We start from the raw sequence: 14,851 nt of genomic DNA on the forward strand, positions 1-14,851 counted from the left end.
GACGCTCCGCGAACGATCAATGGTGTACACCCTGTAGGAGCTGCCGAAGGCTGCGATCTTTTGATCTCGCTCTACCCGCGGCGGTCGAGGATGTTCACCACCACCCGATCCACCCACCCCCAGATCCGCTGCTTCACCCGCCGCCACAACGGCCGGCGCTGCCACTCTTCCAGACTGACCCGCTGACTCAGCCCGAAGTCCTTCACAAAACTCGCCTCTACCGCTGCCGTCAACGACGGGTCCAGCGCCTCCAGATTCGCCTCCAGATTGAAGCGCAGGTTCCAGTGATCGAAGTTGCACGAACCAATGCTCACCCAATCGTCCACCAGCACCATTTTCAAATGCAGGAAGCACGGCTGATATTCGAAGATCTGCACCCCGGCCTTGAGCAGGCGTGGGTAGTAACGATGCCCGGCGTAACGCACCGAGGGGTGATCGGTGCGCGGCCCGGTCAACAGCAAACGCACATCGACACCGCGCGCGGCAGCCTTGCGCAGGGAGCGGCGGATTTTCCACGTTGGCAGAAAATACGGCGTGGCCATCCAGATACGTTGCTGGCCGCTGTTCAACGCGCGGAACAACGACTGCAAAATATCGCGATGCTGGCGGGCATCGGCATACGCCACGCGGCCCATGCCCTCGCCCTTGTCCGGCACGCGCGGTAACCGTGGCAGACCGAAATGCGCAGCCGGACGCCAGGCGCGGCGGTAGCGGTTGGCAATCCATTGACGATCAAAGAGCAATTGCCAGTCGATCACCAACGGGCCGCTGATCTCGACCATCACTTCGTGCCATTCGCTGGTGTCGTGCCCCGGCGTCCAGAACTCATCGGTGACGCCAGTGCCGCCGACCACTGCCAGACGCTGATCGACCAGCAGCAACTTGCGGTGATCGCGGTAGAAATTACCGACCCAGCGCCGCCAGTTCAGCCGATTGTAGAAACGCAGTTCAACCCCGGCATGGGTCAGGCGCTGACGCAGATTGAGGGTGAAGGCGAGGCTGCCGTAATCATCGAACAGACAGCGCACGCGCACCCCACGCTCGGCCGCCAGCACCAGCGCTTGCACGATGGTTTCGGCACAGGCACCGGCCTCGACCAGGTACAGCTCAAGTTCGATCTGCTCCTGCGCGCCAGCGATCTGCTCGAGCATGCGCGGGAAGAATTGCGGGCCGTCGATCAGCAGCTCGAAACGGTTGCCGTCACGCCATGGGAACACCGCGCCGCGCATGTCAGCGCGCCGTGAAAATCAGCACCGCACCCACCGGTACCGACAGACTGATGGCCGACAGGTCGGCGAGTTTGCGCAGACTTTCCAGGCCCGGTGCCAGATCAAAATCTTCGGCGTTGATCACCAGCGGTTCCAGAGTAACCACCTGAAAGCGTCGATCATCGAGCCGCGTCGCCAGCAATTCGGCGGGGTATTCGTGTTGCTTGCCATGCAGGTTGACGGTCAGTGGCAGACGCAATTCCAACTGCGCGCCGGGCGCCAGATCGTTGATCGGGCGCAGGTCGATCTGCGTGGTGATGGTCGCTTCGGGGAATTGCTCGATCTGGAACAGCTCCTTGCGCATGCGCTCATCGCGCAGCGGGATGCCGCTGTTGATCGAGTCCAGTTCGACTTCGACTTCGGCGCGACCGTTGGGGTCGACCTTGCCATGCAGCACCAGAAAGCGCTGCACTTCAGAAATGTTGGCGTTTTTCGTGCTGACGAACGACAGCCGCGACGACTCGCCGTCCAGATACCAATTGGCCTGCGCCGGCAACGCGACAGCGGCGAGCAGCAGGCTGGACAGGGATGCAATGAGGGAGCGGTTGAACATTGAGGACTCGTGGGGCCGATAAACCTGCACGAACCTTAACTGGCCATGGGGTTATTGCAAACATCAAGATCAAAAGATCGCAGCCTGCGGCAGCTCCTACAGGGGAATGCATTTCAAATATTGTAGGAGCTGCCGCAGGCTGCGATCTTTTGGCTGTCAGGCCAATACCTGCTGCACATCGCCAATCGTCGCCGCCAGACTGTTCAAATGCAGGCTCAACACCCGCTCCACCGGCGCCTGATCCATCGGCCAGTGCAGCGCCATGCTGCCCACCAATTTGCCTTCAGCACGAATCGGCAACGCCACCGCGCGAATCAGAAACGGCAGGCGCACCGGGTACTCCCAATAACCCTCTGTGCGCTGGCCAAAGCCCTGCTGCAACGCCTGCTCTGTCGCACTGAACAAACTTTCCGCGCTCAACTGCTCACGGTGGGCCAGCCGCTCGACCTCATCACTGCCCAACTCGCCAAGGCACGCCCGGCCCATCGCCGAATGAAACAAACTCGCGTGATGCCCGACGATCTGGCAGTTGTTCGGATAACGCTTGCGCAACACCTGCGGAATCGCGCTTTCCATCACTTCAACCCGCTCGCCATCGAAGCACGACAGATCCGCCACCAGCCCGGTGCGCTCGCACAACTCCACCAGCATCGGCGCCGCGCTCTCCACCAGATGCCGTTTGAAACGTTGCTGACGATCACCAAACAGACGCTTGGCGCACAGGCGATAACGCCGGTCGCTGAGGCCACGATAGATCCAGCCCTGCTCCTGCAACGTCGCGAGCATCCGTGACACCGTGGCCTTCGGCAGGCTCGTGAGGTAGTGCAATTCCTCCAGCCCCAGCGCCTGATGCTCGCCGAGCAATTCGACGATCGCCAGCGCGCGTTCGACGGAACGCACGCTGCCGGTATCTGCTTTGCTGCCCATGTGTTCGATCTCCCTGCGCACAGATGGATGAACACTTTTTGCAGCAAAATGCGGGCCGCTCAAGCCGATTGCAGGCATGGCGGTGGTCGTCGTTCGACCCAACGGGTCAGTTGTTCATGGGCATAAGCCAGTTGCAGAACCGCGCGATCCGCCTGCGCCGGGCCGATGATTTGCAGGCCCATCGGCAGCCCTGCCGGGTTGAAACCGACCGGCACGCTGATGCTCGGCAACCCGGCCAACGTCGGGCCGATAACCACCTCCATCCAGCGGTGATAGGTGTCCATGGTTTGCCCACCGACCACGCGCGGCCATGACTGTTGTGCATCAAAAGGGAACACTTGTGCGGTAGGCAACAGCAGGAAATCGTAACGTTCGAACAATTCACTCAGCGCCCGATACCACTCACTGCGGTCGACCGAGGCCTTGTAGACATCGGCAGCTCTCAGACGCAGACCGCCCTCGATTTCCCATTGCGCTTCCGGTTTGAGCAACTCGCGTTTGTGCGGATCGGCATACGCGGCACCCAGACTGCCCTGCACTAGAAAGTGCCGATGGGTCAGCCAGGTTTGCCACAAACGCTCCATGGAAAAATCCGCCTGACAGGCTTCGACCTGACAGCCCAGCGCGGTGAAATCTGCCAGCGCCGATTCGCACAAACTGAGCACACCGTCGTCCATCGGCAGATAGCCGTTGTAGTCGCCGAGCCAGCCGATGCGCACGTCGCTGAAATCCCGTTGCAGGCCTTCGGCAAAGTTGCGCGGCTCATCTTTCAGCGACAGCGGCACGCGAGGATCGTAGCCAGCCTGCGTCGACAGCAATCGTGCGACGTCGGTGACGCTGCGGCCCATCGGCCCTTCGGTGGCCAGTTGCTGGACGAACACTTCCGGCGTCGGCCCGTGCGGCACGCGGCCCTGGGACGGGCGAAAACCGAAGACGTTATTGAACGCCGCCGGGTTGCGCAGCGAGCCCATCATGTCGCTGCCATCGGCCACCGGCAGCAAACGCAGAGCCAACGCCACCGCCGCCCCGCCGCTGCTGCCGCCGGCGATCCGGCTGGCATCGTAGGCATTGGTGGTGGTGCCGAACACGCTGTTGTAGGTCTGCGAACCGAGGCCGAATTCCGGCACGTTGCTCTTGCCGATGATGATCGCGCCGCAATTGCGCACCCGCGCCACGCTGATTGCATCGTGCTGCGGCACCTGCTCGGCGAACAACGGCGAACCCATGGTCGTGCGCAGTCCAGCGGTGGCGGCCAGATCCTTGATCGCCTGCGGCATGCCGTGCATCCAGCCCCGGGATTCGCCGCGATCGAGTTGCCGATCGCATTCATCGGCCTGGCGCAAAACCTCCTCCGCCGGACGCAACGACACCAGCGCGTTGACCTGCGGATTGAAACGCTCGATGTGTTGCAGATACGCCTGCATCACTTCACGGCACGAGACTTTGCGGGCATGAATCGCGCGGGATAACGCATCGGCGTCCAGCGCGACAATCGGATCGATGGCTAACGGACTCAAGATTTCACTCCAAGGTTGAGCGCGCTGGGGGCTTTGGCGCGGGGCGCCTCTTGCATGCAATAAATCCCGAGCAAGGTCAGCAGGCAAGCGAACAACACATAAAACGAAGGCGCCACCGGGGTTTCCAGCACCTTGCTCAACCAGGTCACGATCAGCGGCGCGAAACCGCCGAACACCATCACCGAAATGTTGTAGGCAATCGACACGCCGGTGGAGCGCACTTCGATGGGGAACTGCTCGGCCAGCGCCGTCGGTGCCGGGCCGAAAAAGCCGCCAATCGCGCCGCACAGCAGCAGTTGCATCACCAGCAAACGTTCGATTGAAGGCGCTGCCGCGACCCACACGTACAGCGGATAAATCATCACGAAAAACGCCAATGTGAACGCCATCAACACCGGTCGCCGGCCGACCCGATCAGACAGCGCGCCGGAGAACGGAATCACCACGGTCATCAGCGCCACCGCGAGCATCTGCACCAGCAACACCTGATCCAGCGGCAAGCCGAGGTTGGTGTGGGCGAAGGTCGGCATGTTCACCAGCACCACGTAAAACGCCACCGTCGCACCACTGGCCAGGCCCATCGACACCAGCAGGCTGCGGCGATGTTCGCGAACTACTTGCCAGAGGCCCGGCGCTGCGCCTTTGGCTTTTTTGCGCGCTTCGAGAAACTCTTCCGGCTCTTCCATGTGCTTGCGAATCCACAAGCCGACCGGGCCGATCAACAGGCCGAGCACGAACGGAATCCGCCAGCCCCAACTGTCGAGCGTCTCAGGGGTAAACAGGTGGGTGACCAACGCCACCATCGCCGCGCCGGCAAACACCGCCAGGCATTGCCCGACCAGTTGCCACGAACCGTACAAACCTTTGCGATGGGCCGGCGCGCTTTCCACCAGAAACGCCGTGGCGCTGGCGTATTCGCCGCCAGTGGCGAAGCCCTGGAGCATCCGCGCGACCACAATCAGCAACGGCGCGCCCATGCCGATGGCGGCGTAACTTGGCGCGAAAGCGATCATTGCAATGGACACGGTCATCAGACGAATGATCATCTGCATCGCCGCTTTGCGACCTTTGCGGTCGGAATACATGCCGAGCAGGATGCCGCCCACCGGGCGCATGAAGAAGCCGACGCCGAAGGTCGCCAGCGCCATCAGCAGCGAGGCGTAGCTGTCTTCGGAGGGGAAGAATTGCCGGGCGATGATGCTCGCCAGAAAGCCGTAAACAATGAAGTCATACCATTCCAGCGCGTTGCCGATAACGGCGGCGACCACTTGCCGGGTACGCGAAACACCTGTGCCTGAAGCCTGCATGGGAGATTCTCCAAAAGCTGTTGGGTGAGCCCGTGCGCCGGTGCGCTCGGGATTCAGCGGCAGCAGAACGTGAAGAAATCAGGCCGGCTTGAGCCAGCTCTCGGTGAGCGCGCCCCAGTAGGCGGCGCCAGTCAGCAGGATGTCGTCGTTAAAGTCATAGGCGGGGTTGTGCACCATCGGCCGCAACACGCCGTTGCCGATAAACAGATAGGCGCCGGGGCAACGCTGGAGCATCCAGGCGAAGTCTTCGCTGCCCATCAATTTTGGCGTGTTGCCATCGACGGCATCAGCACCGACCAATTCGACGCCAATGTTGCGGGCGAACTCGGTTTCGGCAGCGTGGTTGACCAGCACCGGATAGGCCGGGCGATGTTCGATTGTCGAAGTACAGCCGAAACTCTGCGCCTGGGTTTCGATGATGTTGCGCACGCGATTGAGGGTTTGCTCGCGCACGTCGGCATTCAGTGCGCGCAGGCTCAGGCGCAGGATTGCCTGTTGCGGGATGACGTTGGCCGCCTCCCCCGCTTGCAGTGCGCCGACGGTGACCACCGCCGCTTGCTGCGCATCGATGTTGCGGGCGACCACGGTTTGCAGCGCCATCACCACACTCGACGCAGCGACCAGCGGATCGACGGTCAGGTGCGGCATCGAACCGTGGCCGCCGACGCCTTCGATGACCACGTTGAGCAGATCCTGCGAAGCCATCATCGGCCCTTCGCGAAAGCCCAGATGCCCAGCGGGCAGGCCCGGCATGTTGTGCATGCCGAATAGCGCATCGCAGGGGAAACGTTCAAGCAGACCATCGGCGAGCATCGCTTCGGCGCCGCCCTGACCTTCTTCGGCGGGTTGGAAAATCAGCGTGAGGGTGCCGTCGAACTGACGCGTCGCCGCCAGATAACGCGCGGCGCCGAGCAGCATGGTCGTGTGTCCGTCGTGACCGCAGGCGTGCATGCAGCCCTTGTGCTGGCTGCTGTAGGCGACGCCGGTGTTTTCGATGATCGGCAAGGCGTCCATGTCGGCACGCAAGCCGAGTTTGCGCGAGCTGCTGCCGTTGCGCAGCACACCGACGACGCCGGTTTTGCCGATGCCGGTGTGGACTTCGTAGCCCCAGCTTTCGAGGGATTTGGCGACCAGCGCCGAGGTGCGGCTTTCTTCAAAGCCGAGTTCGGGGTGGGCGTGGATGTCCTGGCGGGTGGCGTGCAGGTCGCTGGCGACGTCGCTGAGCCAGGCCAGAATGTGCTGATGTCGGGTCATGACGGTTCTCCTCGCGCGGGTTTTCCCGGTCTTGTTGTTCGCAATGAATTCACGACACGTTGGAAGGCAGGTCGTGCTCACCGCCAGATAACCGCGAGACGCGCGCGAGGACAATCGAATGTGGTTCCACAGAGTGGAACCCCGCTTCCGTGATCAACCCAACCCCTTGTAGGAGTGAGCCTGCTCGCGATGGCGGTGTATCAGAAACAATTATGTTGACTGACACACAGCCATCGCGAGCAGGCTCACTCCTACAGGGACGATTCGGTGTGATCAGGGATTCAGGCGGCAGCCCTGGCGTTCGTTTTGCCACTGGGCGCTGTTGCTGCGGCCCATGCCGCTGACGGTGATGGTTTTGCGGGCAGGGTCATCGCTGAACTGGCTGGTCGGCAGCCATTGTTTTACGTAGCCACGGCAATACTCGGCATCGTTGTTCATCACGTACCGGCACGAACAATATTCCTTGGCAGTGTAGGCGCTGATGATGTCCGGGAAGGCCCACAGATTTTCGCGCTCATAGACGATCCAGCCGAGCAACAAAACCAGCAGCAACAGCAAAAAGCGCTTCATGGCCGCACCGCCTGCAGCACGCGTTTGAGCAGCTCGTTATGCCGATAACTGCCGTCGCGATCATCGCCATAACGGACGATCACCAGTTTCTCGCTGGGAATCACATACATCGCCTGGCCCCAATGGCCAAGGGCGGCGAAAGTGTCGGGCGGTGCATCGGGCCACGGAGACGCCGCGCCATCCGCCGCACGGTTGAGCCACCATTGTCCGCCAGGCACCGCTTCGTCTTGATGCGCCTTGTAACCGGCGAACGGTTTGAGGTTGAACGCGAGCCAATCCTTGGGCAATAACTGCCGATCATTCCAGCGCCCATCGCGCGCCATCAACAGACCCACTCGCGCTAGATCGCGCGCGGTGAGATAGGCGTAAGACGAAGCGACAAAGGTGCCCGTCGCATCGGTTTCCCACACGGCGTGGCGGATGCCCAAGGGTTCGAACAGCGCCGTCCATGGATAGTCCGCATAGCGCTGCGGGCCGACGATGTTTTTCAGTGCGGCGGCGAGCAGATTGCTGTCGCCACTGGAATAACGGAAAGCCTGACCCGGTGGCGCGTAGCTGTCGTGATCCGCTGTAAAAGCCGCCATGTCGCGGTGACCACGGGTGTAGAGCATCGCCACCACCGAGGATTTCAGCGGGGCGTATTCGTAGTCTTCTTGCCAGTCGAGGCCTGAGGCCCAATGCAATAAGTCGGCGATTTTTATCTGCGGGTGTTTAGCCAGCGGCGGGTAAAACTTTGCGGCGGGGTCTTCGAGTTTGAACAGGCCTTCGCCATACGCCACACCGAGGACGGCGGCCATCAGGCTTTTGCTGATTGACCAGGTCAGGTGCGGGGTTTGCGCATTGGTCGGGCCGGCGTAGCGTTCGTAGATGATCTGCCCGTCGCGGATGATCAGCAGCGCATCGGTGCGGATGCCTTTGCGGCTGGTGTCGTCGCGGGGTGGGAAGGCGTAGTTTTCCAGCGCTTGAGTATTGGTGATTATCGCGCCAGTCGGCCACTGCTCACCGGGCCATGGTTCGGCCTGAATGGTGGCGCTGATCAGCAGCAGAAGCAGGGTCAGGCCTTTGAACATGGTGAGGGCTCGCTAGACAGATCTGCAAATCCTAGCCCAGAAAAATGACAATCTGCGATCCGATGCCTCCTGTAGGAGCTGCCGCAGGCTGCGATCTTTTGATTTTGCCTTTTAAAAAACAAGATCAAAAGATCGCAGCCTGCGGCAGCTCCTACAGGGAGGTGTGCAAGGCTTTGGTCAGGCGTTTGGCTCTGGCGATAGAGGCCAACTGCATCACTCCCTGATCCCGCGCCCACATCTGCGCCCACTCCGAACCACCCTCCGCCAACGCCTGATCGATCTCAGGCTTGAGCGCATCAAACTGCGCAAACAGCCCAGCCAACAACACATGCCCGGCCGGATTATTCGGCGGCTGCCGGCTCGCCTCGGCACACCCGGCCAACAGCGCCAGCAAACGCAATTGCAGCGTCTGCGGCCAATCGCTGTCCTGCCCAACGCCATACAGCCACGCGGTCATCGCACTCAGCACATAAACATCTTCCAGGGTGCGAAACGGCTTCACGTAAGCATCCCAACCATCCCCGGCCAACAACTCACACAGCGCACCATCGAGCAATAGCCGACCAGGACTGATGTCCGGCATCAACGGCAGCGCCGGCAATTTCTCCACGCTCACGCCGGGCTCGCCGGGGTAGACCACGGCCAGACTCAGGCGCGGACTTTCGCCGGGCTCTTCACTGCGCGCCGCAATCAACAACCAATCCGCCGCATCACCGGCGGTGACGAAATCCTTGCGTCCACTCAGACGCAAATCCGTCAGCCGCGTCTGCATGTCTGCCGGGCGCAGACTGCGCTGTTCAGTCGCACACAAAGCGCCAAGGCTCAGCGGTGCACTCGGCCACAACATGCGCAACGCCGCCTGATAACCGACCAGAAACGCCAGCCCCGGCGTCGCCATCCGCCGCCCACCGGCGACCGCCAATTCGAACGGCGTGAGGTTGCCCAACTGCTGCAACAACGTCGCAAAACCCTCGGCAAGGTCAGCAACGGCGGGCAGTCGTTCAGGGCTGTGCAGCAGATCTGGCCAGGGCATAAGAGGCTCCTTGTGGGCTGTCATATAAGCATCACCGAACGTTCATGGCGATGACACCGGGGCTACATAGCCTGACTTTGCACAACACGGCTGCATAAAGAAAGTCGATCGGCTGCAACCCACGACGGGTTCAAGGCCCGTACGGAGATTCACATGACTCAGATCGCCCGCATCAGCGACACCGGCAATGAACGCCGCCTGCAAGCCGAACGCCTGATCGGCGCCGAGGCCTTGCAGCAAGCCCAGGCCCTGCGATTCAACGTGTTCAGCGGCGAGTTCAACGCCAAGCTGAAAGGCGCGGAACTGGGTCTGGACATGGATGATTATGATGTTCACTGCAGCCACATCGGCGTGCGTGATTTGAACACCGGGCGTCTGGTGGCGACCACGCGTTTACTCGATCACACCGCCGCCAGCAGCCTCGGCAAGTTCTACAGCGAAGAAGAATTCAGCTTGCACGGCCTCGCGCATCTGCAAGGCCCGATCCTCGAAATCGGCCGCACCTGCGTCGACCCGGCGTACCGCAATGGCGGCACCATCGCCGTGTTGTGGGGCGAGTTGGCCGAGGTGTTGAATCAGGGAGGCTACAGCTATCTGATGGGCTGCGCGAGCATCCCGATGCAGGACGGCGGCGTGCAGGCGCACGCGATCATGCAGCGTCTGCGCGAACGTTATCTGTGCACCGAACACCTGCGCGCCGAACCGAAAAAACCGCTGCCGACGCTGGATATTCCATCGAACGTGATCGCGGAAATGCCGCCGCTGCTCAAGGCCTACATGCGTCTGGGCGCGAAGATCTGCGGCGAGCCGTGCTGGGACGAAGATTTTCAGGTCGCCGACGTGTTCATCCTGCTCAAGCGCGACGAACTTTGCCCGCGCTACGCCAAGCACTTCAAGGCGGCCGTGTGATGAGCCGGTTGCGGGTGTACGCGCGGATTGCGCGAGTGCTGATCGTGGTGACACTGGGGCTGACCATGGCCGGTGTCTTCGGCGTTTTTGAACGGATTGGTCTGGCGCATTCGATGGAACGTCGCCAGCGTTGGTCGCGCTTTTTCATGGCGCGCTTGGGCAATGCCCTGCCCTTTCGCGTGACCGTGCACGGCGAGCTGCCGAAGCGGCCGATGTTGTGGGTGAGCAATCATGTGTCGTGGACGGATATTCCGCTGCTCGGCATGCTCACGCCGCTGTCGTTTCTGTCCAAGGCTGAAGTGCGCACCTGGCCGGTCGCCGGTTGGCTCGCGGCGAAGGCTGGCAGTCTGTTTATCCGTCGCGGTTCGGGCGATAGCCAGTTGATTCGCAAGCAAATGAGCCGTCACCTGCAAACCGCGCATCCGCTGCTGATGTTCCCGGAAGGCACCACCACGGATGGCCGCTCGCTGCGCACCTTTCACGGCCGCTTGCTGTCGGCGGCGATTGATTCGGAGGTGATGCTGCAACCGGTGGCGATTCGTTATCTGCGTGATGGCGAGATTGATGCGCTGGCGCCGTTTATTGGTGACGATGATTTGCTCTCGCACTTGATGCGTTTGTTCAGCAATGATTGCGGCGACGTTGAAGTGCACCTGCTCAAGCCGATTGCGTGTCAGGGGCGCGAGCGTGCAGCGCTGGCATTTGAAGCGCAGCAGGCGGTGCAGAAGGTGTTGTTTGGTGAGGTGGCGAAACCTGCCGAACCGCGTCGCACCGGCGACCTGATCGCCGCTTGAAAAGCAAAAGATCGCAGCCTTCGGCAGCTCCTACACCGATCCCTGTAGGAGCTGCCGAAGGCTGCGATCTTTTGATCTTGCTTAATCCCGCAACCCAGCAAAATCCTGGAGAACTGCCTGAAACACAAATCCCCTGTAGGAGTGAGCCTGCTCGCGATAGCGGTACATCAGGCAACATCAACGTGACTGACCCACCGCTATCGCGAGCAGGCTCACTCCTACATTAGATATTCGGTGTCTGGGGAATTTGGGCGAAGCCCTGGAGATGTGGGTAGAACAATCTGAAATCTTCACTCAACGGCTCATACAACCGCCGCAACTCCTGCATCGCCCCCGCCAGTTCCTCGGGCCGGCTCAACCGCCGCGAGATCCCGCGCAACACCTGCTCCAGCACTTCAAATTCCTGATACGAACCCAACCAGTCATTGGCAACCATATGCGGCGCAATCTTCGCCAGTCGCTCGGGCAGCTCCCGCTCGTGGGTCAGCACCCGATACACATCAGCCGTGAAAACCGCCAACGGCTGTTCGGCATACAACCGCCAATCCCGCGCCAGACAGTGATCAAAAAACACATCAAGCACGATCCCGGCATAACGCCGCCGCGTCTCGGTAAACCGCCCCAAGGCGACATCCACCAAGGGATGGCGATCGGTAAACACGTCAATCCGTCGATGCAGCTGAATCGCCGCTTCCACCTCCGGCGCAAACTGCCCTTGCAGCCGGCCTTTGACGAAGTCGCCATACAGGCTGCCGAGTAATTGCCCGGGGCGCTGGCCACCGAGGTGCAAATGTGCGAGATAGTTCATGGGCGCAGCTTAGCACCGCGCCCCGCAATCGACACCTCACCATATCGTTATAACCCGATATACCGATTTATGCGCTCATCAGACCAAAATCATATTGGTATATCGCGAAGTACCGATTTAAAGTTCGCCTCATCGCGATATAGCGTTGTACACAACCGAGCACCCTGCCATGAACCTTGACCTCGACGAAATAATAAAAGCCCTGGCGCACCCAGTACGGCGAGACATCCTCAACTGGCTGAAAGACCCGAAAGGCGAATTCCCGGAACAGCTGCACAACCACGAGTACGGCATCTGCGCCGGACAGATCGATCAGCGCTGCGGCCTGTCGCAGTCGACCGTTTCTGCCCACCTCGCGACGTTGCAACGCGCAGGACTGATCAGCAGCCAGAAGGCCGGGCAATGGCACTTTTTCAAACGTAACGAGGACGTGATCCAGGCGTTCCTCAGCACCCTCAGTAAAGAGCTCTGACCCTTAACGTCAGCCAGCCGACAAGGAAACCCGCATGCCCCTCTCGCTACTCATCCTCGCCTTGAGCGCCTTCGCCATCGGCACCACCGAGTTCGTCATCATGGGCCTGCTGCCCGATGTCGCGGCTGACCTCGGTGTGTCGATCCCCGGCGCCGGCTGGCTGGTGACTGGTTACGCCTTGGGCGTGGCCATCGGTGCGCCGTTCATGGCACTGGCCACCGCCAAACTGCCGCGCAAGGCGGCACTGGTCGCGTTGATGGGCATCTTTATTGTCGGCAACCTGTTCTGCGCCATCGCCAGTGACTACAACGTGTTGATGTTCGCCCGTGTAGTCACGGCCCTCTGCCACGGCGCTTTCTTCGGTATCGGTTCGGTCGTTGCCGCCAATCTGGTGCCGGCCAACAAACGCGCTTCCGCCGTCGCATTGATGTTCACCGGTCTGACGCTGGCCAACGTGCTTGGCGTTCCACTGGGCACTGCGCTGGGTCAGCAATACGGCTGGCGCTCGACTTTCTGGGCGGTGACCGTGATTGGCGTGATCGCGCTGATCGGCCTGATCCGCTTCCTGCCGGCCAAGCGTGATGAAGAAAAACTCGACATGCGCGCCGAACTCGCCGCCCTCAAAGGTGCCGGAATCTGGCTGTCGCTGAGCATGACCGCGCTGTTCGCCGCTTCTGTATTCACCGTGTTCACTTACGTCGCGCCGCTGCTTGGCGAAGTCACCGGCGTCTCGCCGCGTGGCGTGACCTGGACGCTGATGTTGATCGGCCTCGGTCTGACTGTCGGCAACATCATCGGCGGCAAACTCGCCGACAAAGGCATGGCCGCCACGTTGATCGGCGTGTTCATCGCCATGGCGGTGATCTCCACCGTGCTGACCTGGACCAGCGTCGCGCTGATTCCGTCTGAAATCACCCTGTTCCTTTGGGCTGTCGCCTGCTTCGCCGCCGTGCCGGCCCTGCAAGTCAACGTGGTGACCTTCGGCAAAGCCGCACCGAACCTGGTGTCGACCCTGAACATCGGCGCTTTCAACGTCGGCAACGCCCTCGGCGCCTGGGTCGGCGGCAGCGTCATCGCCCACGGTTACGGCTTGACCAGCGTGCCGCTCGCCGGCGGTGCCCTCGCGTTACTGGCGCTGTTGGTGACCCTGATTACTTTCCGTCAGAACGGCAATGCCGATCTGGCCCCCGCGACTCACTGATTAACTTTCACTTTTACGAGGGTTGTAGACATGGCAACTATTTTTGATCCCATCAAACTCGGCGACGTCGAACTGGCCAACCGCATCATCATGGCCCCGCTGACCCGCTGCCGCGCCGATGAAGGCCGCGTACCGAACGCGCTGATGGCTGAATATTATGTACAGCGCGCTTCCGCCGGCCTGATCCTCAGCGAAGCCACTTCGGTAACGCCAATGGGCGTGGGCTATCCGGACACCCCGGGCATCTGGTCCAACGACCAAGTGCGCGGCTGGTCCAATGTGACCAAAGCCATTCACGGCGCTGGCGGCAAGATCTTCCTGCAACTGTGGCACGTCGGCCGCGTCTCCCATCCGTCTTACCTCAACGGTGAAGCGCCGGTTGCACCGAGCGCCATCCAGCCAAAAGGCCACGTCAGCCTGGTTCGCCCAATGGCCGACTATCCAACCCCGCGTGCCCTGGAAACCGCTGAAATCGCCGACATCGTCGACGCTTACCGCACCGGCGCCGAGAACGCCAAAGCCGCCGGGTTTGACGGCGTGGAAATCCACGGCGCCAACGGTTACCTGCTCGACCAGTTCCTGCAAAGCAGCACCAACCAGCGCACCGACCACTACGGCGGCTCCCTGGAAAACCGTGCGCGCCTGCTGCTGGAAGTGACTGACGCTGCGATCGAAGTCTGGGGCGCTGGCCGCGTTGGTGTGCACCTGGCACCACGCGCCGACTCCCATGACATGGGCGACGACAACCTTGCCGAAACCTTCACCTACGTCGCGCGTGAGCTGGGCAAGCGCGGTATCGCGTTCATCTGCTCCCGTGAGAAAGAAGGCGCCGACAGCCTCGGCCCGCAACTGAAAGAAGCTTTCGGTGGCCCGTACATCGCCAACGAACGCTTCACCAAGGACAGCGCCAACGCGTGGCTGGCGAGTGGCAAGGCTGACGCTGTGGCATTTGGCGTGCCGTTTATTGCCAACCCGGATCTGCCGGCGCGTTTGCAGGCTGATGCGCCGTTGAATGAAGCGCGTCCGGAGTTGTTCTACGCTAAGGGGCCGGTCGGTTACATCGACTATCCGACGCTGTAAGCCGTACTACGAAGAAAAACAAAGCCCCGACGTGTAAACGTCGGGGCTTTTTTATTAGCCTCCCTCCATGCAACTTACCACTGCCTAC

Annotated in this window: 15 protein-coding genes; 5 read left to right on the forward strand and 10 right to left on the reverse strand. The window is 61.3% G+C overall.

The genetic code is table 11. The features are described from left to right. Nucleotides 1–71: 71 nt before the first annotated feature. The 9 genes from ACP3TY_RS18625 to ACP3TY_RS18665 all read right to left on the reverse strand — a co-directional run bounded on the left by ACP3TY_RS18625 (nt 72) and on the right by ACP3TY_RS18665 (nt 9,499). Entirely contained in the window at nt 72–1,229 is a 1,158-nt protein-coding gene (locus ACP3TY_RS18625; protein ID WP_426618175.1) for a phospholipase D-like domain-containing protein, read from the reverse strand. A 1-nt stretch (nt 1,230) separates the two neighbouring features. Further along, complete coding sequence (locus ACP3TY_RS18630) at nt 1,231–1,821, reverse strand: YceI family protein (RefSeq protein ID WP_212545252.1); 591 nt, start codon at nt 1,819–1,821, stop codon at nt 1,231–1,233. A 156-nt stretch (nt 1,822–1,977) separates the two neighbouring features. Further along, nucleotides 1,978–2,748, reverse strand: coding sequence for an IclR family transcriptional regulator (locus ACP3TY_RS18635; RefSeq protein ID WP_426618176.1), 771 nt, complete (start codon nt 2,746–2,748; stop codon nt 1,978–1,980). Nucleotides 2,749–2,807: 59 nt separating this feature from the next. Then, entirely contained in the window at nt 2,808–4,265 is a 1,458-nt protein-coding gene (locus ACP3TY_RS18640; protein WP_426618177.1) for an amidase, read from the reverse strand. Then, the gene (locus ACP3TY_RS18645) at nt 4,262–5,572 is read right to left on the reverse strand and encodes a citrate-proton symporter (protein WP_053117911.1); all 1,311 of its coding nucleotides are present in this window, start codon (nt 5,570–5,572) and stop codon (nt 4,262–4,264) included. The genes ACP3TY_RS18640 and ACP3TY_RS18645 overlap by 4 nt, the downstream gene beginning before the upstream one ends. A 78-nt stretch (nt 5,573–5,650) precedes the next feature. Next, entirely contained in the window at nt 5,651–6,826 is a 1,176-nt protein-coding gene (locus tag ACP3TY_RS18650) for a M20 aminoacylase family protein (protein WP_426618178.1), read from the reverse strand. 273 nt (nt 6,827–7,099) lie between these two features. Beyond that, nucleotides 7,100–7,396 (reverse strand): amidase, encoded by a 297-nt coding sequence (locus ACP3TY_RS18655; protein ID WP_401242564.1) that lies wholly within the window; start codon nt 7,394–7,396, stop codon nt 7,100–7,102. Further along, nucleotides 7,393–8,466: a serine hydrolase domain-containing protein gene (locus tag ACP3TY_RS18660; protein ID WP_426618179.1), complete on the reverse strand. Its 1,074-nt coding sequence runs from the start codon at nt 8,464–8,466 to the stop codon at nt 7,393–7,395. The genes ACP3TY_RS18655 and ACP3TY_RS18660 overlap by 4 nt, the downstream gene beginning before the upstream one ends. A gap of 151 nt (nt 8,467–8,617) precedes the next feature. Further along, nucleotides 8,618–9,499, reverse strand: a complete 882-nt coding sequence (locus ACP3TY_RS18665; RefSeq protein WP_426618180.1) for an acyl-CoA dehydrogenase — start codon at nt 9,497–9,499, stop codon at nt 8,618–8,620. A 153-nt stretch (nt 9,500–9,652) separates the two neighbouring features. On the opposite strand from ACP3TY_RS18665, the gene olsB reads away from it, so the two are divergent. Further along, nucleotides 9,653–10,408, forward strand: coding sequence for an L-ornithine N(alpha)-acyltransferase (gene olsB, locus ACP3TY_RS18670; RefSeq protein WP_008080112.1), 756 nt, complete (start codon nt 9,653–9,655; stop codon nt 10,406–10,408). Next, nucleotides 10,408–11,202 (forward strand): lysophospholipid acyltransferase family protein, encoded by a 795-nt coding sequence (locus tag ACP3TY_RS18675; RefSeq protein ID WP_426618181.1) that lies wholly within the window; start codon nt 10,408–10,410, stop codon nt 11,200–11,202. The genes olsB and ACP3TY_RS18675 overlap by 1 nt, the downstream gene beginning before the upstream one ends. A gap of 223 nt (nt 11,203–11,425) precedes the next feature. Here ACP3TY_RS18675 and ACP3TY_RS18680 read toward each other — a convergent pair whose 3' ends face one another. After that, nucleotides 11,426–12,010, reverse strand: a complete 585-nt coding sequence (locus tag ACP3TY_RS18680) for an ACP phosphodiesterase (protein ID WP_426618182.1) — start codon at nt 12,008–12,010, stop codon at nt 11,426–11,428. A 169-nt stretch (nt 12,011–12,179) separates the two neighbouring features. On the opposite strand from ACP3TY_RS18680, the gene ACP3TY_RS18685 reads away from it, so the two are divergent. Genes ACP3TY_RS18685 through ACP3TY_RS18695 form a run of 3 tightly spaced genes read left to right on the forward strand, consistent with a single transcriptional unit; the run spans nt 12,180 to nt 14,763 of the window. Then, nucleotides 12,180–12,482, forward strand: coding sequence for an ArsR/SmtB family transcription factor (locus tag ACP3TY_RS18685; RefSeq protein ID WP_016771327.1), 303 nt, complete (start codon nt 12,180–12,182; stop codon nt 12,480–12,482). A 34-nt stretch (nt 12,483–12,516) separates the two neighbouring features. Next, entirely contained in the window at nt 12,517–13,683 is a 1,167-nt protein-coding gene (locus ACP3TY_RS18690; RefSeq protein WP_426618183.1) for an MFS transporter, read from the forward strand. A 30-nt stretch (nt 13,684–13,713) separates the two neighbouring features. Continuing rightward, nucleotides 13,714–14,763: an alkene reductase gene (locus ACP3TY_RS18695; protein WP_401242582.1), complete on the forward strand. Its 1,050-nt coding sequence runs from the start codon at nt 13,714–13,716 to the stop codon at nt 14,761–14,763. The last annotated feature ends 88 nt before the right edge of the window (nt 14,764–14,851 follow it).

The sequence above is a fragment of the Pseudomonas rustica genome, assembly GCF_049959085.1.
GTDB classification, from domain to species: domain Bacteria; phylum Pseudomonadota; class Gammaproteobacteria; order Pseudomonadales; family Pseudomonadaceae; genus Aquipseudomonas; species Aquipseudomonas rustica.

Excerpts from the sequence above, each read along its gene's own strand:
- ACP3TY_RS18625 (WP_426618175.1), bottom strand. The coding sequence starts at position 1,229 with ATGCGCGGCGCGGTGTTCCCATGGCGTGACGGCAACCGTTTCGAGCTG.
- ACP3TY_RS18630 (WP_212545252.1), bottom strand. The coding sequence starts at position 1,821 with ATGTTCAACCGCTCCCTCATTGCATCCCTGTCCAGCCTGCTGCTCGCC.
- ACP3TY_RS18635 (WP_426618176.1), bottom strand. The coding sequence starts at position 2,748 with ATGGGCAGCAAAGCAGATACCGGCAGCGTGCGTTCCGTCGAACGCGCG.
- ACP3TY_RS18645 (WP_053117911.1), bottom strand. The coding sequence starts at position 5,572 with ATGCAGGCTTCAGGCACAGGTGTTTCGCGTACCCGGCAAGTGGTCGCC.
- ACP3TY_RS18650 (WP_426618178.1), bottom strand. The coding sequence starts at position 6,826 with ATGACCCGACATCAGCACATTCTGGCCTGGCTCAGCGACGTCGCCAGC.
- ACP3TY_RS18655 (WP_401242564.1), bottom strand. The coding sequence starts at position 7,396 with ATGAAGCGCTTTTTGCTGTTGCTGCTGGTTTTGTTGCTCGGCTGGATC.
- ACP3TY_RS18660 (WP_426618179.1), bottom strand. The coding sequence starts at position 8,466 with ATGTTCAAAGGCCTGACCCTGCTTCTGCTGCTGATCAGCGCCACCATT.
- ACP3TY_RS18665 (WP_426618180.1), bottom strand. The coding sequence starts at position 9,499 with ATGCCCTGGCCAGATCTGCTGCACAGCCCTGAACGACTGCCCGCCGTT.
- olsB (WP_008080112.1), top strand. The coding sequence starts at position 9,653 with ATGACTCAGATCGCCCGCATCAGCGACACCGGCAATGAACGCCGCCTG.
- ACP3TY_RS18675 (WP_426618181.1), top strand. The coding sequence starts at position 10,408 with ATGAGCCGGTTGCGGGTGTACGCGCGGATTGCGCGAGTGCTGATCGTG.
- ACP3TY_RS18680 (WP_426618182.1), bottom strand. The coding sequence starts at position 12,010 with ATGAACTATCTCGCACATTTGCACCTCGGTGGCCAGCGCCCCGGGCAA.
- ACP3TY_RS18685 (WP_016771327.1), top strand. The coding sequence starts at position 12,180 with ATGAACCTTGACCTCGACGAAATAATAAAAGCCCTGGCGCACCCAGTA.
- ACP3TY_RS18690 (WP_426618183.1), top strand. The coding sequence starts at position 12,517 with ATGCCCCTCTCGCTACTCATCCTCGCCTTGAGCGCCTTCGCCATCGGC.
- ACP3TY_RS18695 (WP_401242582.1), top strand. The coding sequence starts at position 13,714 with ATGGCAACTATTTTTGATCCCATCAAACTCGGCGACGTCGAACTGGCC.